This is a genomic window from Reticulibacter mediterranei (assembly GCF_016587455.1).
In genome coordinates this window covers 100,323-124,627 of the sequence record NZ_BNJK01000002.1, presented here as the reverse complement: position 1 = coordinate 124,627, position 24,305 = coordinate 100,323, and the positions used below count along the sequence as shown (strand labels likewise).

Genomic DNA, 24,305 nt, shown 5'->3' with positions numbered 1-24,305 from the left:
TGCGGATAAAAAGGGTTGATGTTATGGAAACACTGGCTTCTCGAAGCGCACGGGCTGAGCAGCCCAGAACGAGGGGGAGCGAAATCTCTCCCGGCAAGATCGTGAAAGAGGTTCTGCGCTACATACTGCTGATCTTTCTAGCGATCCTTTTTCTCATTCCGTTCTATCTGATCCTGAGAAACGGTCTGGCGAGCGAGCAGGAGATTACTTCTCCCAACTGGACGTTCTTCCCCAGCGCGCTCCATTTCGAGAATATCTCGGAACTGTTCAATGATTCTGAGGTGCCGTTCCTCTCCGGTCTGGAAAACTCGTTTATTATCGCCCTCTTGCAGACGGCGGGACAAATTCTGATTTCGGCGCTGGCTGGCTATGGCCTGGCTCGCATCCCATATCGCTGGTCCAATGTGGTGTTTTTCGCCATTCTGCTCACGCTGATGATCCCCTTCGCGGTGATTTTCGTGCCGGTCTACGTGATCGTCTCGTTTCTGGGCTGGGTGAGTACGCTGCAAGGTCTGGTGGTGCCGGGCATGTTCAGTGGCTTTACCACCTTCCTGTTCCGTCAGTTCTTCCTCAGCTTCCCCCGGGAACTGGAGGAGGCGGGACGCGTGGATGGCCTGGGCTACTGGGGCATCTTCTGGCGCGTGGTGGTGCCGAACTCGTGGGGCATTATTTCGGCGTTGAGCGTCATCACCTTTATCGCCAGCTGGAACGCCTTCCTCTGGCCGCTGGTCATTGGTCAGGATGCGACGGCCTGGACGGTTCAGGTGGTGCTTTCCAACTTCCTCAACGCTCAGGTGCTCAATCTGCACGAGCTATTCATTGGTACGGCCCTGGCAATCCTGCCACTGGTGATTATCTTCTTTATCCTGCAACGCTACATCGTTGAAGGCTACAAACAAAGCGGCCTCAAAGGATAATCACTGCTTTATCGCACTCTACAAGGTTCCTGTCGATGCTCAATTGATAGGAACCTTGTAGAAGAGCAGGAAAAGCCGTTTCCTACCTTTAATCCAGGCGCAGAAGGAATTCTTCCACTTCCTCCCCACGCGCCTCGGAAAATCCGCTGTCTTCGCCGATTCTCGTGAATCCGCATTTTTCCAGGACGCGCAGAGAGCCGATGTTGTCTTTAGCGGCACGGGCGTACAGAGGACGTACCTTGCTGTGTTCTAGAAAGGCTGAGAGTGCACAGGTCGCAATGCCTTTGCCCCAATAGGGCTTTCCAATCCAGTAAGTGACCTCCAGGTGCTCATCTTCATCAACATAGCTTGAGACTGAGCCAGCCACACTTCCATTGAAGAGAATGGTCTGATTGGTGGTAGTTTCGTCCTCCAAAATCTTTGTCCAGTGTGCTAGAAAAGCATCCCTATCTGCCGGATCTTTCCTCGTGAAGGCGGCCATCCAGTTGGCTTCCGGGTCCAATTGCTGGTCGAAGAAAATGGGAAGGTCACTCATCAGTACCTCTCGCAGGACGATGCTGGAAGTATTTTCCATATGGTTCCTTTCTCGCTTCCTTTCATTCTTGTGCGCAGGCTTCTGTGGCAGTTCGGCAGCATTCTATCTCTGCTTGAGTATACCACCTCAAATCGCTCCATTACGACAACTGGTGAGATCCCTTAATGAAATTGTCAAAACCATTATTTAAGAGCCTGTCGGAAGGGGCGGAAGAAGGCGCGTAGATCCTCAGCGACCCGCTCTGGCTCTTCTATCTCCAGGAAATGTGCCCCGGAAGAAATCTCCGTCCAGCGCTGCACATTGTAAGACCGCTCCATCCACTCGCGAGGCGTTGGAAACTTGTCTTTGGGAGTCATCAACATGGCTGTCGGCACCTCGACACGCCCCCAGCTTCCCGGATTGCGTACAATCTCACAATAGAGGCGGATCGAGGAATTAATGGTCTGAGTCGCCCAATAGATGGTCAGATTGGTCAGCAGGTCATCCTTGCTGAACCGCTTCTCGATATCGCCATCGCAGTCGCTCCACGCCCGGAACTTCTCGACAATCCATGCTGCCAGCCCTGCCGGAGAGTCGTTCAGGCCATAGGCCAGCGTTTGTGGTTTCGTGGTGTGCTGCATCGCATACGCCATTTCCTGCTGGTTCCAGCGTTGAGCGTTCGCCACAAACTCCTGCTCTGCCTGGGTTAAGTCGTCGGGGATGTGTCCTATAAAGGTATTGGCTCCGCTCTGATGAAGACCGAGCAACTGCTGTGCATGCGTCAAGGCGAGTTGTTGTGCGACACCGGCACCCAGGTCGCTTGCCCGCACGGCAAAGCGCTCGTAGCCCAATTCCTCTGTCAGCAGTTTCGCCAGAAGGTCTGCCATGCGCCCCAGGCCCATGCCCTTTTTGCTGGGTCGATCTGAGAAGCCATAGCCGGGTAGCGAAGGCACGATCACATCAAAGGAATCGGCCGCATCTCCTCCGTAACGTGCTGGATCGGTGAGGAGCGGAATGATCGGGAGCATTTGCCAGAAAGACGAAGGCCAGCCATGCAGGAGGACGAGTGGCAACGGATGGTCGCCCTTCCCCCGCTCATGGATGAAATGGAGCTTGAAGCTATCCACCTGCGCGTGAAAATGGGAAAACGCGTTGAGGGCACGCTCTTGCGTTCGCCAGTCAAAATGGTGCTGCCAGTAGTCTATGAATTCCTTCAGGTAGGCCAGATTCGTTCCGTACTCCCATTCCGCTTCCGCTACTTCGTCTGTCCAACGTGTGCGAGCCAGACGTTCCTGCAAGTCCGTCAGCGTGTCCTGCGTGATGTTGATTGTAAATGGTGTGACACTCATACAAGTTTCCTTTTCTTCTCAATGCATCTGTGTGCAACGTCTTGATAGGTGTAGTTTACTCCCCAAAAGATGGTAAAATTGACCCTCAATTAAAAGAATTTGCTGGAGGAGAAAGAAAAGTGGTATATCGCCCAACTGCCCGCGTGCTTACCGTCCTCGAACTCTTGCAGTCGCATGGACGCATGACGGGCGCGGAACTGGCTCAACGGCTTGAGGTCAATATTCGCACCCTGCGCGATTATATCGAGATGCTTGGTGATCTGGGCATTCCAGTCGAAGCAAAACGAGGCCGCAATGGAGCCTATTGGCTGCGGCCTGGCTACAAACTTCCCCCGCTGATATTCACTGAGGACGAGTCTCTTGCACTCACACTCGCGCTGTTGATAGCGAAAGCGCAGGGGTTTGCGCAGGCTTCAGCAGCGTTTGAGGGTGTCCTCGCGAAAGTGATGCGGGTACTGCCTGAAGCCACTCGTACCCAGGTCCAGGCGGTAGAGCAGACAGTTCTCTTTGATGATGATGCATTTCGCATCCCACCATCATTGTTTGCCGTGACAGCGCTTAGCTCGGCATTCCAGGCCGGTCGGCGAGTGCAACTGCATTATCGCTCTCAGCATGGTGAAGTCACCAAGCGCGGATTCGATCCGTATGGTGTTGTCTCACGCAATGGGATCTGGTATACGCTTGGCTACTGTCAATTGCGTCAGGGACAGCGACTCTTTCGCCTGGATCGTATTGTAAAGGTCGAAATAGCAGATGAAACGTTTTCTCCCCCGGCCCACTTTGATATACGGGAAGCTGTGAAGCGGGCGCTGACCTCTATTCCCAATGAGTGGCAAACTGAAGTATGGTTGAAGACAACGCTCCCGGAGGCTCAACGGTCTCTGAGTCTAGCACGGGTATTTTTTGAGGAGAAGAGCGGTGGGGTTCTCGTACGCGCCGAAGTCGATGATTTGTCCTGGGTAGCGCAGAAACTTGCCGGTCTGGGCATACCATTTGTTATCCATCGCCCTCATGAATTACGTGTTGCGGTGAGCCAGTATGCACAAAAGCTCGCGAACTATGCACAGCAGACAAGCATGGAAGGGATCGGGTCTGAGTAGTGAATCTTAACATTTCAACTTGTGTGAGATCATGGGTGCATCCGGCAATTGAAGGGGGGGAACATCTGTGGGTGCAGAGCATGTTGGGTCCACCCGTAGCGACAAGGGGAGGTGTGGAGAGGTTGCGGGGGCCTTGCGCTTGTCGCTCTCGCTCCTGGGGAGGGCGACAAGCGCAAGGCCCCCGCCAAGACCCCCAGCCGCTCCTTGTCGCTACGGGTAGCCCAACATCTTTTCTCCTCGGATTTCTCGATTTATAGCGAAATCACCGCCTTAATGACCCCGCTGTCGCGTTCCAGCCACGATGGAAAGACATCGACGAGCGCGTCGGCGGTGGTGCGATGCGTGATCCAGGGTGTCAGGCGAATCTGGTTGGTTTCCAGATAATTGATGATGCGACGGAAATCGGCCCCGGTCGAGTTGCGACTGCTCAAAAGCGTCAGTTCGCGGCGGTGAAATTCGGGATCATGAAAGGTCACATCGCCCTGGAACAGGCCCACGAAGATCAGCCGTCCCCCAAAGGCGACGTAGTTGAAGGCCGCCATCATTGAGTGTGGGTTGCCCGTTGCATCGAAGACCGCTGTGGGCAGATCGTCGCCGACTCGCGCCTGCAACTCGGACAGCCCATCGCCGTTATTGTTGAGGCAGGTGATCGTCGGGTACATGCGCTGACAGAAGGCCAGCCGTTGCTCACTGATATCCATCACGGTAACGTTTGCTCCGTCCAGCAGCGCGAACTGAGTAACCGCCAGCCCGATGGGACCGGCACCCAGCACGAGCACCTGCTCACCCTGCACCAGTTGTGCCCTCGCGACGGCGTGCGCACCAATCGAGAGCGGCTCGACAAGCGCGAGTTGCTCGTTGGTAAGCTTATCCGATGGGTGCAGCTTGGCGGCTGGCACTGTGGCATATTCGCGCATGCCACCATCGATATGCACGCCAAAGACCTTGAGGTTGAGACAGCAATTTGGCTTGCCACGACGACAGGCTGGACAGTGTCCACAATTGAAATATGGCTCGACGGCGCAGTGATTGCCAACCGCTAGATCCTGCACCCCTGCTCCCAATGCCACGATATCAACGCCCAACTCGTGCCCAAGTATGCGCGGATAGCTAAAAAAGGGTTGCTCTCCGCGAAATGCATGAAAATCGGTGCCGCATACGCCCACCTGCCGAATGCGGATGAGCGCCTCACCCGGACCGGGTGGGGCAACGATATTTTCTCTCTGGACCCGCCGTAGCTGACCCGGCTCCTCCAGAATAATTGCGTCCATCCAATCCTCCCCATTTGGTGTAATTTGCCTTGATCCGTCGTAGTCGCGCGATTTATCGCGCAATCCCGCCACTGCGCGATAAATCGCGCGACTACGACGGATCAGGTTCGTTTTGTTTCTGTTAATGTTGCATCATATCACGTTGCAGGTGAAATTTTCAAGACAAAAGCGTGCTCACATGGACTTTGAGCAGGCATTTCGATGGCGAGCCCAGCGCTCTCCTGTCGCCAGCGCAACTCTTCCGTATGCCCCAGCAACTCAACTTTCCCGATCTGTCGCCCAAACAGGTTGCCGTCAGATGCCAGCGCTTTGATCGTGACGTTGCCATCTTCGGGCCATGCCAGCACGGTTGCATAGAGCGTCTCCTTGCGCGTGGTGAAGCGGATATCCTGTCCCGTAAAGGCTGAGCGTTTGGTATCGGTGAAGCTGCCGGTCTCGATGCGCGTTGGTCCCTCACCAAAGATTTTCCAGGGGCGCGTACCGTAGATCGCCTCGCCATTGACGTTGAGCCAGCGCCCGATCTCCAGCAGCATCTCCTCTTCCTGTTCGGGAATGGTTCCGTCGGGGCGAGGACCGATGTTGAGGAGCAGCGCCCCATTTTTGCTGACGATATCCACCAGATCGCCGATAATCGAGGTCACGGTTTTATACTCCTGATTACTGGTGTAGCCCCATGAGTTTTTCGCCACCGCCGTATCGGTCTGCCAGAAGCGGGGACGCAGATCGGACAACTGCCCACGCTCGATATCGAATACCGCCGCCTCTTCAGGAAACGCATTGTGTTTATAGTTGATCGCCACGCCACGCTGCCACTGCGCGCCCTGGTTATAGTAATAGGCGGCGAATTGCTGCAAATACGAGCGGAAGATGGGCTGCTCGATCCACCAGTCGAACCAGATCAGTTGCGGCTGATATTTGTCCACCAGTTCGCAGGTGCGCGCCAACCAGTCATCGAGAAACTCTTCATTGGGGGGCAGCGTCTCGGGCTGTGCCGGACCATAGAGGCCCGCATACTGTGTATCCTGTACATCGGAGTCATAGGCCATGCCGCCATTGAAGAACCACCAGTGTTCGGCGCGATGGCTGGACAGTCCGAAGACCAGCCACTGTCGTCTCACCGCCTCGGCAAGCTCACCGATGATATCGCGCTTCGGCCCCTTCTGTACCGCGTTCCACCCTGAAAAGCCGCAATCGTAGAGTGCAAAGCCATCGTGATGCTCGGCCACCGGAACCACAAACTCTGCTCCTGCACGTCTGAACAGGTTGGCCCAGTGATCGGGATCGAACTTTTCAGCCGTAAAGAGCGGAATAAAGTCTTTATAGCCAAATTGCGTATGTGGCCCGTATGTTTCGACATGATGTTGAAATTCCGGCGTGCCCTGCACATACATGTTGCGCGGATACCATTCGTTGCCAAAGGCCGGAACCGCATAGACACCCCAATGAATAAAGATGCCAAACTTCGCATCCTGATACCACTCAGGAACCGTGTAGCCTTTGAGCGAATCCCAGCTCGCCGCAAAGGGTCCGGTCGCTATCCCCTGCCGAATCGCATTTTTTGCTTCTAGAGGCTTCATGTATTTATGTATCCCTTTCTACTATTACTATGTCACCTTCCTCCCCACCCGTAGCGACAAGGGGTGACGGGGAGCGGATGTGGGGGCCTTGCGCTTGTCGCCTTCCCCACGTGGCGAGGGCGACAAGCGCAAGGCCCCCGCCAAGACCCCCTAACCTCCCCTTGTCGCTACGGGTGGGGAGGAATCAATTATTGTGCGAATATGAAACGGGCGTTCATCAATTGGTCAATATGTATGAAACACTTCTTTCATTGTTGCCCACCATTCGCCCTCGCCGCGATCCTCAACTGGTTCCTGCATAGGATCGGTATGCTTCCACCATTCCTGCGTCTGCGGATCGGCTGCCATCTTTTTCATATCAGCCGCAAAGTCGTTGCCGATATATTCAAAATAGGCAAAGAGCCAGGTGCCATAACGAAAAATAGAGTAATTGCGCATATTGCAGGCGTGGATGGTGGCGAGTACATCGGGCCAGACAGCGGCATGAATGCGTTCGTAATCTTCAATACGATCAGGTCTCACTTTGATGATTTGCCCATAGCGGCGCATCAGGTTTCTCTCTCTCTACTAGATGAACAAGCGACCTTTCCTCCCTGTAGCGACAATCCCCCTGCGGTTGTCGCAGGTAACATATGGATAACAGGCATTACCCCCGGCAACACAAGGGATTGTCGCTACAGGGAATGGCAACCGTAAGGGTTGTCGCTACAGTATATACCTTGATTCTAACGATCTGCCCCCGTTAACGTAACACCACGAATAAAGTATTTTTGTGTGAAAAAGAAGGTGACAACTATTGGTAGAATTGTCAGAATCGAGACAGCCATGAGCTGGTTGAAAAATGTGATATATTGCCCGTCGAACAGCTTGAGGCCGAGCGCAAGCGTCAGCTTGTCGTTCGAGCGCAGATAGATCAGCGGGGCCAGCAGGTTGTTCCAGTTGCCAACGAAAGCGACAATCGCAACTGTGGCGAGCGCTGGCTTGGAGAGCGGCAGGATAATCCTGGTCAGGATTTGCAGATCTGTTGCGCCCTCGATACGCGCCGCATCGTCCAGTTCACGCGGAATGCCCATAAAGAACTGGCGCAGCAGAAAGATCGAGAAGGGATAGCCGAGCCAGGCCGGGAGAATCAGCGGCCAGAACGTGTTGACGAAGCCAATCTTGCTAAACAACAGGAACGTCGGCACCAGCGTTACCTCAGCTGGGATCATCATTGTTGCCAGCATGAGAACGAACATGAAATTGCGCCCACGCGCCTGAAGACGTGCAAAGGCGTAGGCGGGCAATGTACACGAGATCAGGTTGCCTACTACGTTTGCTATCGTAATGATGCTCGTATTGATCAGAAACGTGGTGAATGGCAGCGCCAGCCAGCCATCGAGATAGTTGTGCCACTCAAACGTGGTTGGCAGGAATTGCGGCGGGAAGGTGAAGACCTCCTTTGCAGGTTTCAGGGAGGTCGTCAGCATCCACAGAAACGGCAGTAAAAAGATGATCGCGCCCCCGATCAGGAGCACGTAGACCAGAATTTTATGGAGCAGTTGGGACAGGCGCATCGGTTGTTTCTCTTCGCCTGCCAGCGCTGAGCGGCTGGATATGCTCATTTTCATCGTTTTATCCTATCTACCCTTTGTTTCGCCTTCGTAATACACCCAATGCTTTGCGAGACGCAGTTGGACGAAGGTGATCAGCATAATCACCAGGAACAGCACCCAGGCCAGCGCGGATGCATAGCCCATGCTGAAGTATTGGAAGGCTTGCCGGTAAATGTAGAGGCCGTAGACAAGCGAGGCGTTGTTCGGGCCGCCGCTGCTGCCATTTACATTGGTCATCACCAGAATCAAAACAAAGGCTTGCAGCGAGGCGATGAAGCCAGTAATCATATTGAAGAAGATCACCGACGACATCATTGGGATCGTCACGTGCCAGAATTTGAACCACCAGTTGGCACCATCGATGGATGCTGCTTCGTACAGGTGGCTGGGGATGTTTTGCAGTCCGGCCAGGTAGATAATCATTGTGCTACCCGCGCTCCATGCGCTCATAATGATCAGCGCGGGGATGACCCAGTTCTCCGAAGTCAGCCAGCCCGGACCCTGAATACCGAACAGGCTCAGCGCGTAGTTGATCAGCCCGAAGTCGGGATGGTAGATGTTAACCCAGAGCAGAGCGGTTGCGATGCCGGAAACAACCGAGGGCAGATAGAAGATCGTGCGGAAAAACGAGAGGCCCCGCACCTTCTGATTGAGCAACAGGGCAAGCAAAAACGAAGTCACGATCCCCAGGAGGACGCTGCCCAGGCCGTAGTAGAGCGTATTTTTGAGGGAGGTATAGAAGAGCGGATCGCTGATCAGTTGCTTGTAGTTATCCAGCCCGATCCAATGGGGGGTGGAGAGTAGCGACCAATCGGTGAAGCTGAGGAGAGCCGATGCGATGATCGGCCCTCCGCCAAACAGAATGAAGCCCAGGAGCCAGGGCAGGATGAACAGGTAAAATCTCCGCTCTTCGCGCCTCGCCTGCATGCTCGATCGTCGCTGTGAAGTCTTGCGCTTCTCCACAGGAGTTGTTGGTCTCTCTGTAGTCAGTTGCATTTGCTGATTACTCCTTACAGTCCAGTGTGCATGCAGCAGGCCAGCAAGTACTTACTTATTCGCTGCCAGGATAGGGTTAAGCTGCTGTACGAGCTGGTCCAGCGCGTCCTTGACCGGCAATTGTCCGGCATCGACGCGATCCCAGATGGCCTTCGCCGTGTTTGTAACCTTCGGCGTGGTGGGCTGGAACAGAATCTCGTTGGAGGCAAAAGAGTTGAGCGAATCAAGCACAACCTTCGCGTTGGCGGGAGCGTACTTCGATTTGAAGTAGGATTCCCAGGCCGAGCTGCGCGCTGGACTGCCTCGACCGGTCATGCCCCACATAAACGATTGGCCGGCGGTGGAGAGATACTCGTTGAGATAAATCCAGGCGGCGTCGGGGTGCTGGCTGCCTTTCGCGATGGTGTAGGCGCTGCCAGCAGCGAAGGTGGAATGCTTCACCGGTCCCTTCGGCCAGGGTGCAATATCCCACTTGAAGTTGGCGTTTTGCGAGAGGGCAGGCGTGGCCCAGGAGCCATTAATCATCATAGCACAGCGGCCTAACGTGAAGGCGTCGGTCTGTTGTGCGGTCATCGCCTGCTGCTCTCCTGGCGAGGGGACGGCATTATATTTGAGCCGCAACTCCATCCACCACTCCATCGCCTTCACCGCCTCCGGTTTGTTGATCAGGCATTCCGTTTCGGCAGGCTCATTGACGTACTGGCCCCCAAAGGGATAGAGATAGGCCGGGGCTATTGTGCTGTCGTTTGGAGTGGGCGTCCCGATGTAGCCAAACGTCTTGCTCGCTCCACTGCCACCCACCATCTTGATAGCCGCTGCCTTCAGATCGTCGAAGGTCCAATCGGCTGTCGGATACTTGACGCCCGCCTTGTCAAACATGTCTTTGTTGTAGAAGAGCAGGCCAGGGCCGCAGTCGTAAGCAACGCCATATAACTTCCCGGCGCGTTTGTAGAAGCCAAGCGAGGGCTTGGTGAAGTCACCGATGTTGAAGTCCGGTTGTTTAGCGATATAGTCGTCCAGTGCTAACATCGAACCTTGTGTGACGAATTGCTGTATCCAGCTAAAGTGGCAGTACATGACATCGGGCAGGGTGCCACCGGCTGCCTGCGCAACATACTTTTGCAGGAAGTCGGCCCATTGGGTGTTTTCGGCGCTGATCGTAATGTTGGGGTGACGCTTCATGAACAGTTCGTCAAACTGCTGCTGACGCGTCCAGAAAGGGGCGTCCCAGGCGTGGGCAATGCTGAGTTGGACTTTGGAAGTTGGCTCGGCAACGGCGGTTTTCGGCCATTGCAGCCCGTTGGCATCGTTAATGTCGTAGAGGGATTTGCTTGCCTGTGTCGGCGTGCCAGCGGCGCTCTTGCCTGCGTCCGTCTGGGGTTTGACACTACCGCCACATGCCGCTAACAATCCAGATACACCAAGTGCGCTGGCAATTTTGACGAAATCGCGCCTGCTATAGCCGCGTTTCATCATTTCGCGCTCAAGGTCATGCATAATTGCATCATTCTTTTGATGCTCCATCTCCTGTTTCCTCCATGAGTAAGACCGACCGTTGGTCTTTGTGTGTAGATCTGTCTGACAACATCACATGGGTACGAGAGGGATTCCTGAGTTTTGCACTGCTCACCGTTGGCGTGCATAGCTCGTCGCGAAAAAATAAGGGCGTCATTGCTGACCGGTCGCTGTCGCTTGCTGAGAAATTTCGGTGCGAGAATTTCCAGAAAACGCTTTCTCGTTAAAGAATAAATTGTTGAGGGTAGATTTGTCAAGCCCTTTTCATGAGAATGGCGAAAACTCATATGTTGCTTGCGTTGTAGGGAAAAATAAGCTATACTATGCACGTCATCTGGCAGAAAGTTTATGGCAAGCAGAAGTAAAAATATTTGATGGGAAAGCGTTTTCCCTTTTCAGCACGTAGTAGTCGCGCGACTACTACACCAGGGGAGAAGTAATGTGTGGGCAATAAACGGCTTGCCCTTGTTTGTATGGGGGTGCTATGTTTGATGTAACTGACGATTCTCAGCAGCCCAAGCCAGTCACGATTCGCGAAGTTGCGGAGCTGGCGAATGTGTCGATTGCGACCGTCTCGCGCGTGGTGAATGGATCGCAGAAAGTTGATCCGCAGATGGCGGAGCGGGTGCGAGCGGCGATTGCCAGCCTCAATTACCAGCCAAACCGGGCCGCACGTGCGTTGGCTGGGAGTCGCTCGGCATTGTTGGGGTTGCTTGTGACCGACATCCAGAACCCCTTCTACATGGATATGATGAGCGGAGTTGAAGAGGTATCGCAACAAAACGGGTATTTGCTGGTTATTTGTAACTCTGCCGAAGATCCGCAAAAAGAGAAGCAATATATTGAAATTCTGGCCGCCGAGCCTGTTGCAGGAGCCATCATTGTCCCGTCGCGTGAGCGACTCGACGCCCTATCGCTGCTCAAGGCGCGCCATATCCCGGTTGTGACCGTTGACCGGCGCGTCCATGACCGCTCGGTTGATGCTGTGCTGGTTGATACCGTTCGGGCGGCGAAAGAGGCTGTTACTCACCTGATCGACAACGGCTATCGGCGCATCGGGATCATCACTGGCCCCAGATCTGCCACGACCGCCAGTGATCGCCTGCTCGGTTATTGTCAGGCATTGCAGGAGGCGGGTATTGCGTATGATCCAGCGCTGGAGCAGCGCGGACCATACAAAGAAGACGCCGGTGAGCAGGGGGCGAACAGATTGTTGCTCTGTGACCCGCCTGTGGAAGCGATTATCACCGCCAATAATCGCCTGACGCTCGGTGTGTTAAGAGCGCTCTATGCACAGGGCAAGCGCGTACCTGATGATATCGCCGTTGTGGGCTTCGATGAGATGCACTGGGCCATCCCCGAACTCGCCTCGATCACAACCGTTACCCAACCAGCCTATGAAATAGGGCGAACCGCCGCCCTCCGCCTCTTGCAGCGCTTGCAACAGCCTGATCTCCCACGACAGGAAATCTTTTTGCAATACGAGTTTTTCGTGCGCGGCAGTTCTCGCCCACGCGCTGAAGTCCATCCATCGCCTGATCGCGTCTAGATCGTTCCTGTCCCGATGGACAGTGTATCTTCTGTTCATTGGAGCATGGCGGGATGACAGAGCCGAGTGTATGCTCAAAGCAAGATAACTGTCATCCGAAAGAGGGAAGACTTCAATGAATACCAATCTTTCACATATTCGACGTATCATGGCGCTGGCAACCGGCGATGAGAAGCACGATAGCAGCGCGCATTCGACGCTGGATGTCCTCTGGGTACTCTACGACCGCATCATGCACTACGATCCGCGCAATCCTCATAGCGAGCAGCGAGACCGTTTTCTCTTGAGCAAGGGGCATGGTCCGATCGCTTTTTACGCTATTCTGGCCGACAAGGGCTTTTTCCCGCCCTCCGCTCTCTCCTCGTTTGAGACGTGGGACGGCTTTCTGGGTGGACATCCCGACCGCAATCAGGTTCCGGGCGTGGAGGTCTCGACTGGCTCGCTGGGGCACGGCCTACCGATGGCTATTGGCGTAGCCCTGGGAGTGCGAGCAAAGCAGAGCGATCGCCGCGTCTTCGTGCTGATCGGCGATGGCGAGTGCAACGAGGGGAGCATCTGGGAAGCAATTCTGCTGGCAGGTCATCTCAAGCTTGCCAATCTCACCTGCATCCTTGTCAATAACCATTCCAGCAACATCTCGCTGGGCGATATGGCGGCCAAATTCGCCCTCTCCGGCTGGCACGCCACCAGCATCAATGGGCGCGATCACGACCAGATCTACGCCGCGCTCTCGCAGCCTGACCCCGAGTTGCCAACCGTCGTTATTGCTGAAATCGAGAGAAAGGGAGCGTAGGACAACAATGACAACAACCGTAACGATGCGCGAACAAATGATCAGCACGGTGAGCGACCTCTTTGCGAGTGACGAACGCCTGGCGCTGGTGCTGGCCGAGATCAGCCGCGACCTGTTCAAGGATGTGTTGCAGCGCTATCCACAGCGAGCTGTAAACGTGGGCATCATGGAGCAAACGATGATCGGCGTGGCGGCTGGGCTGGCTCTGGAAGGCTTCATACCCGTCGCCCACTCGATTACGCCGTTTCTGGTTGAGCGCCCTTTTGAGCAACTCAAGGACGATTTCTGCTATCAACGGCTGGGTGGAAACTTCATCAGCACTGGTGGTTCCTATGATTACAGCACTGAGGGTATGACACATCACGGCCCGGGCGACGTGCAGATCTTGCGCAGCCTGCCGGGAATGCAGATCGTCGTACCCGGAAATGCCAGCGAGTTTGACCGCCTCTTCCGCGAAGCCTACGCCAATGGCGCGCCGACCTATTACCGGATGAGCGTCAACGAGAATCGCGACGAACAGCCCGTCTCCTTTGGCAAGCTATCTGTGATCCGCAGCGGCAGCCGCGCAACTGTGATTGCGGTGGGACCAATGTTAGATCGCGTGCTGGCCGCAACGGAAAATATGGACGTGACCATTCTCTATTGTACGACGGTTGTCCCCTTTGATCGAGACACGCTCCGGGCGCATACGGTGAGTAGCGATATTGTCGTGGTTGAGCCATATTACGAAGGTGTGCTGGTGCCGGAGATCAGCGCAGCTCTGGAGGACCGACCGACGCGCATCAAAAGCATCGGCATGCCCCACAAAGTTCTTTCACATTACGGCACCCCCGAACAGCACGATGCCGCTCTGGACCTGGATGTGCCGGGCATCCACAATCGCATCTCAGCATTTTTGGGGATATGAAAAACACTGTATCCAGGCAACGTTCGTGAATGCAAAATAATATAACCCCCCATTTCGTAGTGGAGCGATCAATCGCTCCACTACGAAATGGGCATTCCCGATTTTGAAAGGAGCTTTTCATAACCGCTCGACTACGACTTTTGAAGCTTATTACACTTAGATCTGAGAGAGTGCTTCGGCATAGATCAAGGTTTCCTCATATACCCTGTTCTCATCTTCAACACCCCACCAGACCGACAGAACCGCCTGGGCCAGTCCCCAGCAACGAATACGCTCTCGATCCAACCCCAGTTCTTCGGCTAATTGATCCACGCGACGAGCAAGCACACGTTTCTGAGAGGACATCTGAAGGGGGAGGTTGTTGCGCAACAGAGCGCCGATCTCGTAGGCCGGTTCGCCAATTAGCCCTTTCGGATCAATAGCGAGCCAGGGATGACGCTGAGCCGCCAGAATATTCTCTTGATGCAGATCGCCATGCAGCAGGACCGGTTCGGCCATCGAATCCGCCAGCTCCGTGAAAAGCCGCTCTGCCTGCTCTAGAAGCGCCTTTGGGAAGGGGCCATGACCACCATCGTAGTGTTGTCGCAGCCGCGTAAAGCCTTTCCCCCAATCTTGAACGGTGGGAAACGGTGCACCGGCTGGCACCGGACGCCACAACTGCTTCATAACAGAAGCTGCCCCGGACATGGCCTGCTCATCGTCTTTAACTGCCTGGAGCAGTGTTCCGGGTAGCAGGCGTTCCAGCACCATCACCTCATCATCTGTATCAAATGCCTGCAATTGCGCCATTCCATGCCCATCGAAAAGCCGAACCGCCTCCATCTCTTTCGGAAACTCGCCGGTGGGAGAACTGGCTTTCACCACCACCGGCTCGCCATCGCGGTTCGTCGCCGCTGTCACATAATGAAAGGATAGATTTGAGAAGGGAGTGCCAATCGTCAAGCCCCAACGCTGCTCGCAGGCCGCCAGAATAGCAGGCAAGCGCTCAATCCATGCCTGCCCTTTCACACCATGAAAAACAAGCATTCGCTGAATAAACTGTTCAGGAATTTCAAACATGAGAAACCTTTCTAAAGGATTTATATTACATTTCGTAGTTGCGCGATTTATCGCGCAACTACGAAATGGAGGCATCAATTCATCATATGTGATGAAGAGTATGTGGTGGGGCGCGTGCGGCAAGATTGCATGTGAGGTAGTAATGGAATAAAAAGGGGATGAGATGGGCAAAAAAAGCTAGCTCATCTGTATAATGGCAGGTGAGAGAGGAGCAACTATTTATTGCGGTAAGTGTGTGTCAGCGTCAATAATGCGCGAACATAGCAGATGCTCCTTCGATTAGCTTGCTTTTTATTCTCTTCATTAAAGTATGCCCGATCAGTGAGCAATTGTCAAATAGGGCAATCCTCAAATTCACATGCTAAAACCTTGACAGGCGGCAGTTTATTACATATACTTCGCATATACAAATATTTACACACAAAATATTTATACATAGAAAATATTAAGCGCGCAAAGGAGATATATGAATTTACCTCTTGATGATAATCGTGGTCGTCTTACGTACTGGCTCTTCTATACGGAACGCTGTGTCACCTATGCATACGCGGAGGTGTTGCGTATCCATTGCGAGGAGCGCGGAAAGTCATATGTTATTACGCCGCCACAGTGGGGAGCTTTATCGCTCCTGCTCGTGGATGATGGTATGACCATCGGGACCATGAGCCAGAAGCGCGGCGTGGATGCTCCAGCGGCAACAGGTATTATCACGCGATTGGAGCAGAGCGGGCTGGTAGATCGGCGACATGATCGTGAAGACCGCCGCGTGGTCAAGGTCTATCTCACCGACGAGGGCAGAGATATCTCACACACCCTGGCTTCTGCGGTGGAGTCCTTCGAGCAAAGCCTGAGACAGGGGTTTTCTGAAGGAGAGGTGGACCGTCTCCTGGCAGACCTTCAACGGCTCGTTACGAACGCCACTGAGATCGCGGGAGACGTGGGCAAGCGCTTTGATCTCCTCCCAAAGGCTGTGATGGAGGGCAACAAAAGCACAAAGAAGTAAGCGTTTGCAAAATGAAAGGAAAACAAAAATCATGGCTCTCCTGGCTCTTCTTGACTTCGTGAATCTCTTCTTCGCCGGCATGCTAGCTGGCATCGAGTTTGTCATCCACTACGGAGTGCGGGAACCCGCCGAGCAGCTTTCCGACCACGCGCAGCTCCAGTTGCGTAAAGCGCTGATACTCAAGCTGCGGGTGCTGGTTCCCGCATTTTTTGCGCCAACGGCCATCTTAGGCATTACCCTGACCGCTCTGAACGGTGGTACACCGAGTTTCGGATACCGTTGCGTTGGCGTGGTTGCCCTCTTGATCTGGATTGCGATCAGGGTCATCGGTACGGTTCCGATCAATAGTGCCACCGCCGATTGGCAACTCGACTCACCTCCTACAGATTGGAAGGCGCAAATCGACCATGCCGAACGCTTTCATATTGTGGGGGTTTGGGCAATTATCCTGGCCTTTGCCTGCCTCCTGATAGCTGTGTCATTCAAGTTGCCTGCTTGATGAGCAGAAGATCAGGCAACAGGGATACATACAGCGCGAGTATATAGAGAAGGGCTACTTGTATTAGTATGGGCATCAGTGTATACTCATGTATAGGACAGAGGATGCGCAACGACACGTCACGTAGAAGGGGATGTATGTTTTTCGCCATTGACACATCAGCTTCAATTGGGTGATCGGCCAGCGTATCAAAATTGATAAAAGGAGCCGTTCATGGACTTTGCCCGCGCCTGGACAACCCTGGTTGATATGGTCAACGGGTTCATCGCCGCGCTGCCTGATCTCTTGCTCGCATTGCTGATTTTCATGTGTTTTTACTATTTCGCTCGTAGAACTCAAACCTTTGTTGTTCGTCTAACGGATCGGCGTCAAAAGGCTCGTAATCTGGGCGTGATCCTGGGCAAGCTGGCGCAGACGGGCGTGATTGTTGCCGGGCTGCTGGTCGCGCTGGCCGTGATGTTCCCCTCGTTTAAACCGGGCGACCTCATCCAACTGCTTGGCATCGGTAGTATTGCCGTTGGTTTCGCCTTCCGCGACGTGTTCCAGAACTTCCTGGCCGGTATTCTCCTGCTCCTCACCGCACCTTTCAAGATTGGCGATCAGATAGCGGTTGCTGACTTCGAGGGAACGGTCGAAGATATCCAGACGCGCGCGACGACGCTCAAGACCTACGATGGCCGCCGCGTCGTGATCCCCAATACCGATCTGTTCACGCAGTCGGTGACGGTCAATACGGCCTTCAACAAGCGTCGTCTGACCTATGAGATCGTCGTTGGCTACGATGATGATCTCGACGAGGTGAAACGCGTGATTCAGCACGGCCTGCATACGATTGACGATATCCTGCACGAGCCACCGGTAGAGACGCTGGTCGCTGCTCTCGGCGATGGCGGCGTCACTATGCGCATCCAGTGTTGGACGCGGCTTTCCAGTCACACGCACCTCTTGCATCTTCAGGACAAGATTCTGACCATGCTGAAAAACAGGCTGGTGGAGCATCACATCGACCTCTTCCCCACGCCGCCCGTCTTGATCAAACATCTGGAAGAGGTGCGGGAAGACGACACAACCAACGGGCATGGCGCTTTGATTAGCATCAAACCGTAGGGGAACACAGGCGAGGCCAAGCCGTCGCCCCTACCATACACGAGCATCATCGTCGAACATAGTCGATGTATCAATGAATTATTTGCTGTATGAAGGGTTGGGAATGCATGATGTTTGATTTTGATCGCGAGCTGGCAGAACGCTATGGCGTCTTCACCAGCTATCGCTCCCATGCGTATCCCTCCCATATCGAATATTACGGGGAAGACCCGACCGTTGAATTTGATCGTCTGCTGGATCACTATGCCGGGCCAGAGAGCAGTGTGCTGGATATTGGATGTGGAGCCGGGCAAACGCTTTGCCGACTCGCGCCCGACGTGAAGCTGATCCGGGGCATTACTCTTGGCGAAGATTTATTTCAGGCCACACGCATGCGCATCGAGCATTTAAAGCTGTCCAACGCACAGATACTCTATGGCGATGTCAAAGATCCGACCGTCGTACAGCAATTGCCAGAGAACGCCTTCGATCTGGCCTTCAGTCGTCGCGGTCCCCTTCTCAACGAGCATCTTGTGCGCACTCTGCGGCAAACGGCCATCTTCATTCAGGAGGTCGTCAGCAATAGCGATGGCTACCCGCTTGGCGAACTATTTGGCCGCAGATACTATCCTCCCGATCCCGCCAGCGATCAGGCGCTTTTGCTGCACAGATATGCCGATTACGGTTTTGTGCCTGTCAGTTGCAAAGAATACTACTATGAGGAGTTCTTTCGTGATAGCGAGCATCTGGAGGCGTTTCTCCTCCAGGTCGGACCGATGCTAACTCCCTGGATGTTGCCGCAAACCCAGCCCCGCAAGCCCTATGATCCAGCCAGCGACCGCCCGGCTCTGGATCTTTATGTATGCTACAATACGACTCCGCAGGGTGTTCGTGTGTTGCGGCAACGCAAGATACTGGTGCTGCGGCGTGCGCTTGCCCGCTAAAATACTCACATCCCTCCGCTTGAAAGCAGCCGCTTCCCTGGAAATTTCGCGCGAGTTCAAGTACACTTGAACTATAATGATCGTTGTTATGCAGCCCTCTTCACCGAGGGGCACGTGAAGGAGACGAGAAATGACGATTGCTTTGACAAAGCAGGCAGTAGAACAGGCTCGATGGACGGCGCAGGCGGCGCAAGTGCTGCACCAGCACGCTCCCATCATTGCCCGGACTTGTGCGGAGGCTTCTGAGAATACGATCATTGTCGCGATAGTGGAACAGGATTGCTCCTTTGGCGGCTCCTGGTCTCTACCTCGCGAACAACTTCATGAGCGCGTGCAACATCTTGAGGATCAGGAGGGAAAGTGGCTCCTCACCTTTGCGCCACTGGCCTCCCTGGAGGTTATCGAACAGCAATGCACCTCAGTCAATCGACTCGCCAGCAAACGTGGCGAGGTCATAGAACGCTGGCTCAGCAAGCACACGTCATAGCGATTGCATCTCAACAAGATGATACAACTGAGCTTTAGCTGCCGAACTGCAAGGATGAATCCCCGCAGTTCGGCTCTTGCATAAGATGGGCTTTATCGCGTGCGTTCCTTTTCGACTTCGTAGATGATGTGGTGACTGATTTGTTTTTCGAGATAGACGAAACGCAATTGCGGTGAGACGGTTTCTTCTCGAAAACGCGTGTACCCAAGCTTGTGATACAAATGCAGATTCCTCTCGCTGCGATAGCCAGTGAACAGTTCATAGCGAGTGGCGCTGTGAAAGTGCCCTTCAATGGCGTACATGAGCCTGGTGCCAAGGCCGTGACCTTGTAGCCTGGGATGGACAATGAGGCGTCCAATATGACAGGTTCCCTCACGCAACTGGCCCCGAACCGAACCAACAACTTCTTCTCCGAGTCGAGCAACCAGGATACTATGGGTGTCATACTCAAAGAGGAGGGCAGTGAGGGACTCCGTTAAAGGGGGGAGTGTGTAGTCGTTGTAGAGAGCGGCCTGTGTCTGATAGCACAGGTATTGGAGTTTGAGAATCGTTTCAGCGTCGCGCACACGTGCTTGCATAATGATAGGTTCCATGTAGTCTCCCTCTTGATGTTGGATACGTCGCTTCTCAGGATCTCCCTGAGAGACATGTGTAAAGCGTATCACAGTTTCTAACACAAAGCTAACCATTTTCATCTCCAGGAGAACCTGGGACAACACTTTTGAGGGAAAGAACCAACTTTTCTATCAATAACCTTTCCCCTGGGATTGTTATTTCTTTGCATATGTGTTATCATTGCAATATAGCAACTATTTCGAATATGCAAACTTTGGAAAGATGCAAGATATTACGAACAACCAAGAGAATGAAGAGCTAGCACGAAATATTATTATCGCCCGACGTACCATGTGGCGCGAGACGATGCTTGGCATCATTGCCAACACCAGCAACTTTGACATTCCGGCTATCCAGATTGCCACGCTGTTTCTGCTTGGTGCCGAAGGCGAGCTAACGATCAAGCAGGTGGCCGAGGTGTTGGGGCGCTCCGTCTCTACCGCCAGTCGCTTGCTCGATCAGTTGGTCGTGCGAGGGCTGGTCCACCGCAACGAGGACGAGCGAGATCGACGCACCAAACGCGTCTCGCTCAGCGAACAGGGGCAGGCTTTCGTGCAGACTGTCGAACGAATGCGGGTAGATGCTCAGATTGCGACGATGGCCTATCTTTCACCTGAAGAGAAGGACGTAGTTGCACAGGCCATGCTACTACTCGCTGTTGCCGCAAGGAGGCAAGCTGAAGACCATGCAAGATCAAACATATCCTCTACAAACAGTACAATCACGTAATGATGCACTGACTTTGCCTCTGAATACATTAGATGCAAACGCGATAGGGCAGGTCGGAGGCAAAGGCGCAAATTTAGGTGAATTGATCGGGGCAGGCTTGCCGGTGCCCGATGGCTTTTGTGTCACAACTGCTGCCTATGATCTGGTCAGTCAGCAGGCGGGACTTGAGCAACTTCTTGACGAACTGGCCGCAACACATGCTGGCGATATTGCGCACCTTGAATACTATGCCGCCGAACTTCGCCAACGCCTCGGCGCGGTTGCCATCCCCTCTGTGCTGGTGGAAGCGCTGCGTGAGTCCTATCAGCAACTTGCCCATGATACACCAGTTGCGGTTGCCGTCCGTTCCTCTGCGACTGCTGAAGACCTGCCCTTTGCCAGTTTTGCCGGTCAGCAGGATACATTGCTCAACATTATCAGTTTTGACGGCCTGCTTGATGCCGTCCGGCGCTGCTGGGCCTCGCTCTGGAATGATCGCGCGGTCAGCTACCGGGCGAGCAACAACATTGATCCGCGCACGGTTCGGCTGGCCGTCGTGGTGCAGCGTATGATTAACGCCACCGTAGCAGGCGTCCTCTTTACCGCCAATCCGCTCACTGGGCGTCGTCGTCAGGCCGTCATCGATGCCAGTCCAGGACTAGGAGAAGCGGTCGTCTCAGGGGCGGTTACTCCTGATCATTTTGTGGTCAATACACAGAGCGGCGAGATTGTCGAGCGCCGCCTCGGTCAAAAGCGCCTGCGTGTGCGTGCGCTCTCTGGCGGCGGTACAGAGCAGCAGATATTGGATGAAATAGACGAAACATCATGTCTTACTGATGAGCAGATAAGATCGCTGGCAATGCTAGGGGCACAGGTGGAGAGCCATTTTGGAGCACCCCAGGATACCGAATGGGCCATCGACGATGCAGGCAAACTATGGCTGACGCAGGCGCGACCTATTACGACGCTCTATCCCTTGCCTGCCGATGCACCTGTGAACGATGAAGACGCGCGTATCTACTTCTCGCTCAACGTGGCACAGGGCGTCTATCGTCCCTTCACGCCGATGGGGGCGTCTTATTTTCGCCTTGTGGCCTCTGCGGGAGCAAAGCTCGCCGGTTTTCCTCCGCGTAATGTGCTTGCGGGGCCATCCTTTGCGCAGGAGGCCGCGCATCGCCTCTTTCTGGATGTGACACCAATGTTTCGCAGCACCTTCTGGCGTCCCGCGCTGATCGGCATAATGGGGCAGATGGAGGCGCGTTCCGCTCCGGTCTTTGCTCAATTGGCCGCCGATCCGCGCTTTGCCCCTGTTCCTACACCGCGTCGGAGCGTTATGCGCAAACTGATCCCACTGCTCATCCGTACTCGCGGCCTACCGCTGCTGCGTATGGCACAGGCTTTGCTCGATCCACCGCTTGTTCGGGCGCGCTTTGCTTACGTACAGCAGCAAATCCGCTTATGGAGCCAGGGGCCGTTGGAGACGACGCCGCTCAAACTGCTGGCAAGCGCTGAAGGGGGCGCGCGCTCTCTCATGCCATATATGTTTCCCAATTTGATCCCGATTGTAGGGCTGGTCTTTGGCTTGCCAGCCCTGGCGAGGCGGCTGCTGCGTGGATTGGCGACCGAAGATGAAATTCAGACCGTGCGACGTGGCCTGCCTTATAATCCTACCACCGAGATGGATTTGCAGTTGTGGCAACTGGCACAACGCCTGCGCGAAGATGCAACGATTCGTGTACTGTTCCACGAGCAGGAACCGGCGCAACTGGCTCAGGCATATAACGTTGGTTCCTTACCTGCTCCGTTGCAAACTGGCCTGTCCGACTTTCTCGCGCTCTACGGGCATCGAGGCGTGGCAGAGATCGATCTGGGCCTGCCGCGCTGGTCTGAAGATCCGTCGTATCTGCTGGGCATGCTCGCTAACTATATTGCGCTCGGTGATTCTGAGGCCGCACCTGATATTCAGTTCCAACGGAGCGTGCAGGAGGCGGAGGCGATGGCGCAAACGTTGATCCAGCGCGCTCGACGGCACGGCTGGCTACGCGGCCTGTTGACTTCTCTGTGTCTGCATCGATTGCGCGAGTTGTCCGGTTTGCGCGAAGTGCCAAAATTCAATATTGTCCTGATTTTTGCAGGTGCTCGTCGCCGCCTGTTTGCTGTTGGTGAAGAGCTTGCGCGCTGCCATCGTCTGGAAGCCGCCGAGGATATCTTCTATATTACGCTGGTAGAGGCACACGAGGCGCTCGCCGGACGCGATATGCGCGCCATTGTGCGAGAGCGTCGCAGCAGCTACGAACGCGAGCTGGGAAGGCGACACATCCCGCGTATCATGCTCTCCGATGGTACAGAGCCGGAGGCCGCGTTAACGCTTGCTCAGGGCGCTTCTCAGGAGGGGACGCTTCAGGGGGTGCCTGCATCACCGGGTGTGGTTACGGGCAAGGCGCGCGTGATCCTTGATCCGGCAGGCGCTCGGCTGGAGCCGGGCGAAATCCTGGTCGCTCCATCGACCGATCCAGGTTGGACGCCCCTTTTCTTCACGGCAAGCGGCCTCGTGATGGAAATGGGAGGATCGATGTCGCATGGAGCCATCGTTGCGCGTGAGTACGGCATTCCCGCTGTCGTGGGCGTCTCCGGTGCAATCGAGCGGATTACAACCGGTCAACAGATCACAGTTGATGGTTCGCGTGGGATCATCACGTCGAGTAATTGACCGATTTCTACGCAGCGAAAAGGTGGTAAAATACTATCGCCTATCTGAAAAGGCGAGAAAGGATACATTATCACCGTGTTCAAACATGCAGTAAAATCGGTCGCCTTCTCTTTGCTGCTCCTGCCGCTGATCTTTCTGTTGGGAGCGTGCCAGCTTGAGGAGGCATCCTCCCATGTGACATATACATATTCGATTATGAGTTTACCCAAAGATCGTATGACGAACCCTGACGATCACGCCTATATCTATCGGCCTGGCGAACAGGTAGCTCTCTTGTGGACCCCACACCAGGGCAATGAGACGCAGGACACGAAGCCACAACCAGTCCGGATCGATGCCGGGCTGGTTGGTCCATTTGCTACGATTGATGCGCTTAAAGCGGCCGTGAGCTTTGATAACAACAACGTCCTCGGTGGCCAAATTGCTACGGTGGCTCCGACTGTACAAACCAATAACTGGACCAATAAAGCGGTCTCAACCAACATGCAACTGCCGACCGCTCCCGGCTACTACATGCTGGTTCAGCGTATTCTGGTGAACAATCAGGGTTCCCCCTATCCCGTGCCAACCGGCCAGATCATCAATATCTTGAAATAGTCGCAAGCGGCGAGCAGAGCAACAGGAACGCTCCTCGCCGTTTTTGTTTTGCCCTGGTTTTGTTGGCAGGAAAAAAGGTTCTACAAATGCAATTATAGGGATATAATCCAGGTACTCTCAGGCGTCTAAACCTGCTACACTTATCTGAAGATTAACTAACGTTAAGGACAAGTGCATGATACGCTTACGGGTAAAAGAGATTGCTGAAGCGAAGAAGATAAGCATGACGCGACTGGCTCGGATTGCCGATGTAGATTACAAAACAGTAAGAAAGCTCTTCCGTGATCCCTACTCAGAGATCGGTCTGGTGACTCTCGATAAGCTCTCCTGGGCTTTACGTACCGAACCCGCTGAATTGATCGAATACAAGCGTACTCCTCCTCTCGTCTGGCAAGAGTCCGATCTGATGACAGACCATAAAGAGGGATAAGAGAAAATCATCAGTTCTAATGTGCATCCGGCAATTGAGAATGGTTATGGGCAAAGAGGATGTTGGGTTCACCCGTAGCGACAA

24 protein-coding genes are annotated in these 24,305 nt (G+C 54.3%); 14 read left to right on the top strand and 10 right to left on the bottom strand.

The window, feature by feature from the left end:
* Nucleotides 1-23: 23 nt before the first annotated feature.
* The gene (locus tag K3T83_RS38715) at nucleotides 24-917 is read left to right on the top strand and encodes a carbohydrate ABC transporter permease (protein WP_220208485.1); all 894 of its coding nucleotides are present in this window, start codon (nucleotides 24-26) and stop codon (nucleotides 915-917) included.
* An 88-nt stretch (nucleotides 918-1,005) separates the two neighbouring features.
* Here the strand turns inward: K3T83_RS38715 and K3T83_RS38710 are convergent, their stop codons facing one another.
* Together K3T83_RS38710 and K3T83_RS38705 are read right to left on the bottom strand one after the other, a co-directional pair.
* The gene (locus tag K3T83_RS38710; RefSeq protein WP_220208484.1) at nucleotides 1,006-1,491 is read right to left on the bottom strand and encodes a GNAT family N-acetyltransferase; all 486 of its coding nucleotides are present in this window, start codon (nucleotides 1,489-1,491) and stop codon (nucleotides 1,006-1,008) included.
* Nucleotides 1,492-1,634: 143 nt separating this feature from the next.
* Nucleotides 1,635-2,780 carry an epoxide hydrolase family protein gene (locus K3T83_RS38705; protein ID WP_220208483.1) on the bottom strand — a complete coding sequence of 382 codons (1,146 nt, stop codon included), beginning with the start codon at nucleotides 2,778-2,780 and terminating at the stop codon, nucleotides 1,635-1,637.
* Between the two features lie 119 nt (nucleotides 2,781-2,899).
* On the opposite strand from K3T83_RS38705, the gene K3T83_RS38700 reads away from it, so the two are divergent.
* Nucleotides 2,900-3,880, top strand: a complete 981-nt coding sequence (locus K3T83_RS38700; protein WP_220208482.1) for a helix-turn-helix transcriptional regulator — start codon at nucleotides 2,900-2,902, stop codon at nucleotides 3,878-3,880.
* A gap of 251 nt (nucleotides 3,881-4,131) precedes the next feature.
* Here K3T83_RS38700 and K3T83_RS38695 read toward each other — a convergent pair whose 3' ends face one another.
* The 6 genes from K3T83_RS38695 to K3T83_RS38670 all read right to left on the bottom strand — a co-directional run bounded on the left by K3T83_RS38695 (nucleotide 4,132) and on the right by K3T83_RS38670 (nucleotide 10,843).
* Entirely contained in the window at nucleotides 4,132-5,151 is a 1,020-nt protein-coding gene (locus K3T83_RS38695; RefSeq protein ID WP_220208481.1) for a zinc-binding alcohol dehydrogenase family protein, read from the bottom strand.
* 137 nt (nucleotides 5,152-5,288) lie between these two features.
* Entirely contained in the window at nucleotides 5,289-6,728 is a 1,440-nt protein-coding gene (locus K3T83_RS38690; protein WP_220208480.1) for an alpha-L-fucosidase, read from the bottom strand.
* Nucleotides 6,729-6,953: 225 nt separating this feature from the next.
* Complete coding sequence (locus tag K3T83_RS38685) at nucleotides 6,954-7,277, bottom strand: L-rhamnose mutarotase (protein ID WP_220208479.1); 324 nt, start codon at nucleotides 7,275-7,277, stop codon at nucleotides 6,954-6,956.
* A 176-nt stretch (nucleotides 7,278-7,453) separates the two neighbouring features.
* A complete protein-coding gene (locus K3T83_RS38680; RefSeq protein WP_220208478.1) occupies nucleotides 7,454-8,338 on the bottom strand; it encodes a carbohydrate ABC transporter permease in 885 nt (294 codons plus the stop codon).
* A gap of 9 nt (nucleotides 8,339-8,347) precedes the next feature.
* Nucleotides 8,348-9,319 carry a carbohydrate ABC transporter permease gene (locus tag K3T83_RS38675; RefSeq protein ID WP_220208477.1) on the bottom strand — a complete coding sequence of 324 codons (972 nt, stop codon included), beginning with the start codon at nucleotides 9,317-9,319 and terminating at the stop codon, nucleotides 8,348-8,350.
* Nucleotides 9,320-9,370: 51 nt separating this feature from the next.
* Nucleotides 9,371-10,843, bottom strand: coding sequence for an ABC transporter substrate-binding protein (locus K3T83_RS38670; protein ID WP_220208476.1), 1,473 nt, complete (start codon nucleotides 10,841-10,843; stop codon nucleotides 9,371-9,373).
* Between the two features lie 475 nt (nucleotides 10,844-11,318).
* Between K3T83_RS38670 and K3T83_RS38665 the strand changes: the two genes are divergently transcribed.
* The 3 genes from K3T83_RS38665 to K3T83_RS38655 all read left to right on the top strand — a co-directional run bounded on the left by K3T83_RS38665 (nucleotide 11,319) and on the right by K3T83_RS38655 (nucleotide 14,083).
* Nucleotides 11,319-12,383 carry a LacI family DNA-binding transcriptional regulator gene (locus K3T83_RS38665; RefSeq protein ID WP_220208475.1) on the top strand — a complete coding sequence of 355 codons (1,065 nt, stop codon included), beginning with the start codon at nucleotides 11,319-11,321 and terminating at the stop codon, nucleotides 12,381-12,383.
* 115 nt (nucleotides 12,384-12,498) lie between these two features.
* On the top strand, nucleotides 12,499-13,176 hold the full coding sequence (locus K3T83_RS38660) for a thiamine pyrophosphate-binding protein (RefSeq protein ID WP_220208474.1): 678 nt from the start codon (nucleotides 12,499-12,501) through the stop codon (nucleotides 13,174-13,176).
* A 7-nt stretch (nucleotides 13,177-13,183) separates the two neighbouring features.
* Complete coding sequence (locus K3T83_RS38655) at nucleotides 13,184-14,083, top strand: transketolase family protein (RefSeq protein WP_220208473.1); 900 nt, start codon at nucleotides 13,184-13,186, stop codon at nucleotides 14,081-14,083.
* A gap of 156 nt (nucleotides 14,084-14,239) precedes the next feature.
* Here the strand turns inward: K3T83_RS38655 and K3T83_RS38650 are convergent, their stop codons facing one another.
* Nucleotides 14,240-15,142: an aminoglycoside phosphotransferase family protein gene (locus tag K3T83_RS38650; protein WP_220208472.1), complete on the bottom strand. Its 903-nt coding sequence runs from the start codon at nucleotides 15,140-15,142 to the stop codon at nucleotides 14,240-14,242.
* 466 nt (nucleotides 15,143-15,608) lie between these two features.
* On the opposite strand from K3T83_RS38650, the gene K3T83_RS38645 reads away from it, so the two are divergent.
* The 5 genes from K3T83_RS38645 to K3T83_RS38625 all read left to right on the top strand — a co-directional run bounded on the left by K3T83_RS38645 (nucleotide 15,609) and on the right by K3T83_RS38625 (nucleotide 19,161).
* Nucleotides 15,609-16,145, top strand: coding sequence for a MarR family winged helix-turn-helix transcriptional regulator (locus tag K3T83_RS38645; RefSeq protein WP_220208471.1), 537 nt, complete (start codon nucleotides 15,609-15,611; stop codon nucleotides 16,143-16,145).
* A gap of 31 nt (nucleotides 16,146-16,176) precedes the next feature.
* A complete protein-coding gene (locus K3T83_RS38640; RefSeq protein WP_220208470.1) occupies nucleotides 16,177-16,644 on the top strand; it encodes a hypothetical protein in 468 nt (155 codons plus the stop codon).
* 213 nt (nucleotides 16,645-16,857) lie between these two features.
* The gene (locus K3T83_RS38635; protein WP_220208469.1) at nucleotides 16,858-17,751 is read left to right on the top strand and encodes a mechanosensitive ion channel family protein; all 894 of its coding nucleotides are present in this window, start codon (nucleotides 16,858-16,860) and stop codon (nucleotides 17,749-17,751) included.
* A gap of 107 nt (nucleotides 17,752-17,858) precedes the next feature.
* Nucleotides 17,859-18,674 (top strand): methyltransferase domain-containing protein, encoded by an 816-nt coding sequence (locus K3T83_RS38630; RefSeq protein ID WP_220208468.1) that lies wholly within the window; start codon nucleotides 17,859-17,861, stop codon nucleotides 18,672-18,674.
* Between the two features lie 130 nt (nucleotides 18,675-18,804).
* Nucleotides 18,805-19,161, top strand: coding sequence for a hypothetical protein (locus K3T83_RS38625; protein WP_220208467.1), 357 nt, complete (start codon nucleotides 18,805-18,807; stop codon nucleotides 19,159-19,161).
* 92 nt (nucleotides 19,162-19,253) lie between these two features.
* Here the strand turns inward: K3T83_RS38625 and K3T83_RS38620 are convergent, their stop codons facing one another.
* Nucleotides 19,254-19,754 (bottom strand): GNAT family N-acetyltransferase, encoded by a 501-nt coding sequence (locus tag K3T83_RS38620; protein WP_220208466.1) that lies wholly within the window; start codon nucleotides 19,752-19,754, stop codon nucleotides 19,254-19,256.
* Nucleotides 19,755-19,998: 244 nt separating this feature from the next.
* Between K3T83_RS38620 and K3T83_RS38615 the strand changes: the two genes are divergently transcribed.
* The 4 genes from K3T83_RS38615 to K3T83_RS38600 all read left to right on the top strand — a co-directional run bounded on the left by K3T83_RS38615 (nucleotide 19,999) and on the right by K3T83_RS38600 (nucleotide 24,221).
* Entirely contained in the window at nucleotides 19,999-20,505 is a 507-nt protein-coding gene (locus tag K3T83_RS38615) for a MarR family winged helix-turn-helix transcriptional regulator (RefSeq protein WP_220208465.1), read from the top strand.
* Entirely contained in the window at nucleotides 20,462-23,194 is a 2,733-nt protein-coding gene (locus tag K3T83_RS38610) for a PEP/pyruvate-binding domain-containing protein (RefSeq protein ID WP_220208464.1), read from the top strand. Before K3T83_RS38615 ends, K3T83_RS38610 begins: the two co-directional genes overlap by 44 nt.
* A gap of 75 nt (nucleotides 23,195-23,269) precedes the next feature.
* Nucleotides 23,270-23,791 carry a hypothetical protein gene (locus tag K3T83_RS38605; RefSeq protein WP_220208463.1) on the top strand — a complete coding sequence of 174 codons (522 nt, stop codon included), beginning with the start codon at nucleotides 23,270-23,272 and terminating at the stop codon, nucleotides 23,789-23,791.
* A 175-nt stretch (nucleotides 23,792-23,966) separates the two neighbouring features.
* Nucleotides 23,967-24,221 (top strand): helix-turn-helix domain-containing protein, encoded by a 255-nt coding sequence (locus tag K3T83_RS38600; protein WP_220208462.1) that lies wholly within the window; start codon nucleotides 23,967-23,969, stop codon nucleotides 24,219-24,221.
* Nucleotides 24,222-24,305 lie beyond the last annotated feature (84 nt).

Coding starts and splice junctions, on each gene's coding strand:
- K3T83_RS38655 (WP_220208473.1), top strand. CDS start 13,184: ATGACAACAACCGTAACGATGCGCGAACAAATGATCAGCACGGTGAGC.
- K3T83_RS38660 (WP_220208474.1), top strand. CDS start 12,499: ATGAATACCAATCTTTCACATATTCGACGTATCATGGCGCTGGCAACC.
- K3T83_RS38690 (WP_220208480.1), bottom strand. CDS start 6,728: ATGAAGCCTCTAGAAGCAAAAAATGCGATTCGGCAGGGGATAGCGACC.
- K3T83_RS38705 (WP_220208483.1), bottom strand. CDS start 2,780: ATGAGTGTCACACCATTTACAATCAACATCACGCAGGACACGCTGACG.
- K3T83_RS38620 (WP_220208466.1), bottom strand. CDS start 19,754: ATGGAACCTATCATTATGCAAGCACGTGTGCGCGACGCTGAAACGATT.
- K3T83_RS38670 (WP_220208476.1), bottom strand. CDS start 10,843: ATGGAGCATCAAAAGAATGATGCAATTATGCATGACCTTGAGCGCGAA.
- K3T83_RS38630 (WP_220208468.1), top strand. CDS start 17,859: ATGATGTTTGATTTTGATCGCGAGCTGGCAGAACGCTATGGCGTCTTC.
- K3T83_RS38645 (WP_220208471.1), top strand. CDS start 15,609: ATGAATTTACCTCTTGATGATAATCGTGGTCGTCTTACGTACTGGCTC.
- K3T83_RS38710 (WP_220208484.1), bottom strand. CDS start 1,491: ATGGAAAATACTTCCAGCATCGTCCTGCGAGAGGTACTGATGAGTGAC.
- K3T83_RS38695 (WP_220208481.1), bottom strand. CDS start 5,151: ATGGACGCAATTATTCTGGAGGAGCCGGGTCAGCTACGGCGGGTCCAG.
- K3T83_RS38625 (WP_220208467.1), top strand. CDS start 18,805: ATGACGATTGCTTTGACAAAGCAGGCAGTAGAACAGGCTCGATGGACG.
- K3T83_RS38640 (WP_220208470.1), top strand. CDS start 16,177: ATGGCTCTCCTGGCTCTTCTTGACTTCGTGAATCTCTTCTTCGCCGGC.
- K3T83_RS38665 (WP_220208475.1), top strand. CDS start 11,319: ATGTTTGATGTAACTGACGATTCTCAGCAGCCCAAGCCAGTCACGATT.
- K3T83_RS38650 (WP_220208472.1), bottom strand. CDS start 15,142: ATGTTTGAAATTCCTGAACAGTTTATTCAGCGAATGCTTGTTTTTCAT.
- K3T83_RS38675 (WP_220208477.1), bottom strand. CDS start 9,319: ATGCAACTGACTACAGAGAGACCAACAACTCCTGTGGAGAAGCGCAAG.
- K3T83_RS38680 (WP_220208478.1), bottom strand. CDS start 8,338: ATGAAAATGAGCATATCCAGCCGCTCAGCGCTGGCAGGCGAAGAGAAA.
- K3T83_RS38635 (WP_220208469.1), top strand. CDS start 16,858: ATGGACTTTGCCCGCGCCTGGACAACCCTGGTTGATATGGTCAACGGG.
- K3T83_RS38610 (WP_220208464.1), top strand. CDS start 20,462: ATGCAAGATCAAACATATCCTCTACAAACAGTACAATCACGTAATGAT.
- K3T83_RS38715 (WP_220208485.1), top strand. CDS start 24: ATGGAAACACTGGCTTCTCGAAGCGCACGGGCTGAGCAGCCCAGAACG.
- K3T83_RS38600 (WP_220208462.1), top strand. CDS start 23,967: ATGATACGCTTACGGGTAAAAGAGATTGCTGAAGCGAAGAAGATAAGC.
- K3T83_RS38685 (WP_220208479.1), bottom strand. CDS start 7,277: ATGCGCCGCTATGGGCAAATCATCAAAGTGAGACCTGATCGTATTGAA.
- K3T83_RS38615 (WP_220208465.1), top strand. CDS start 19,999: ATGCAAGATATTACGAACAACCAAGAGAATGAAGAGCTAGCACGAAAT.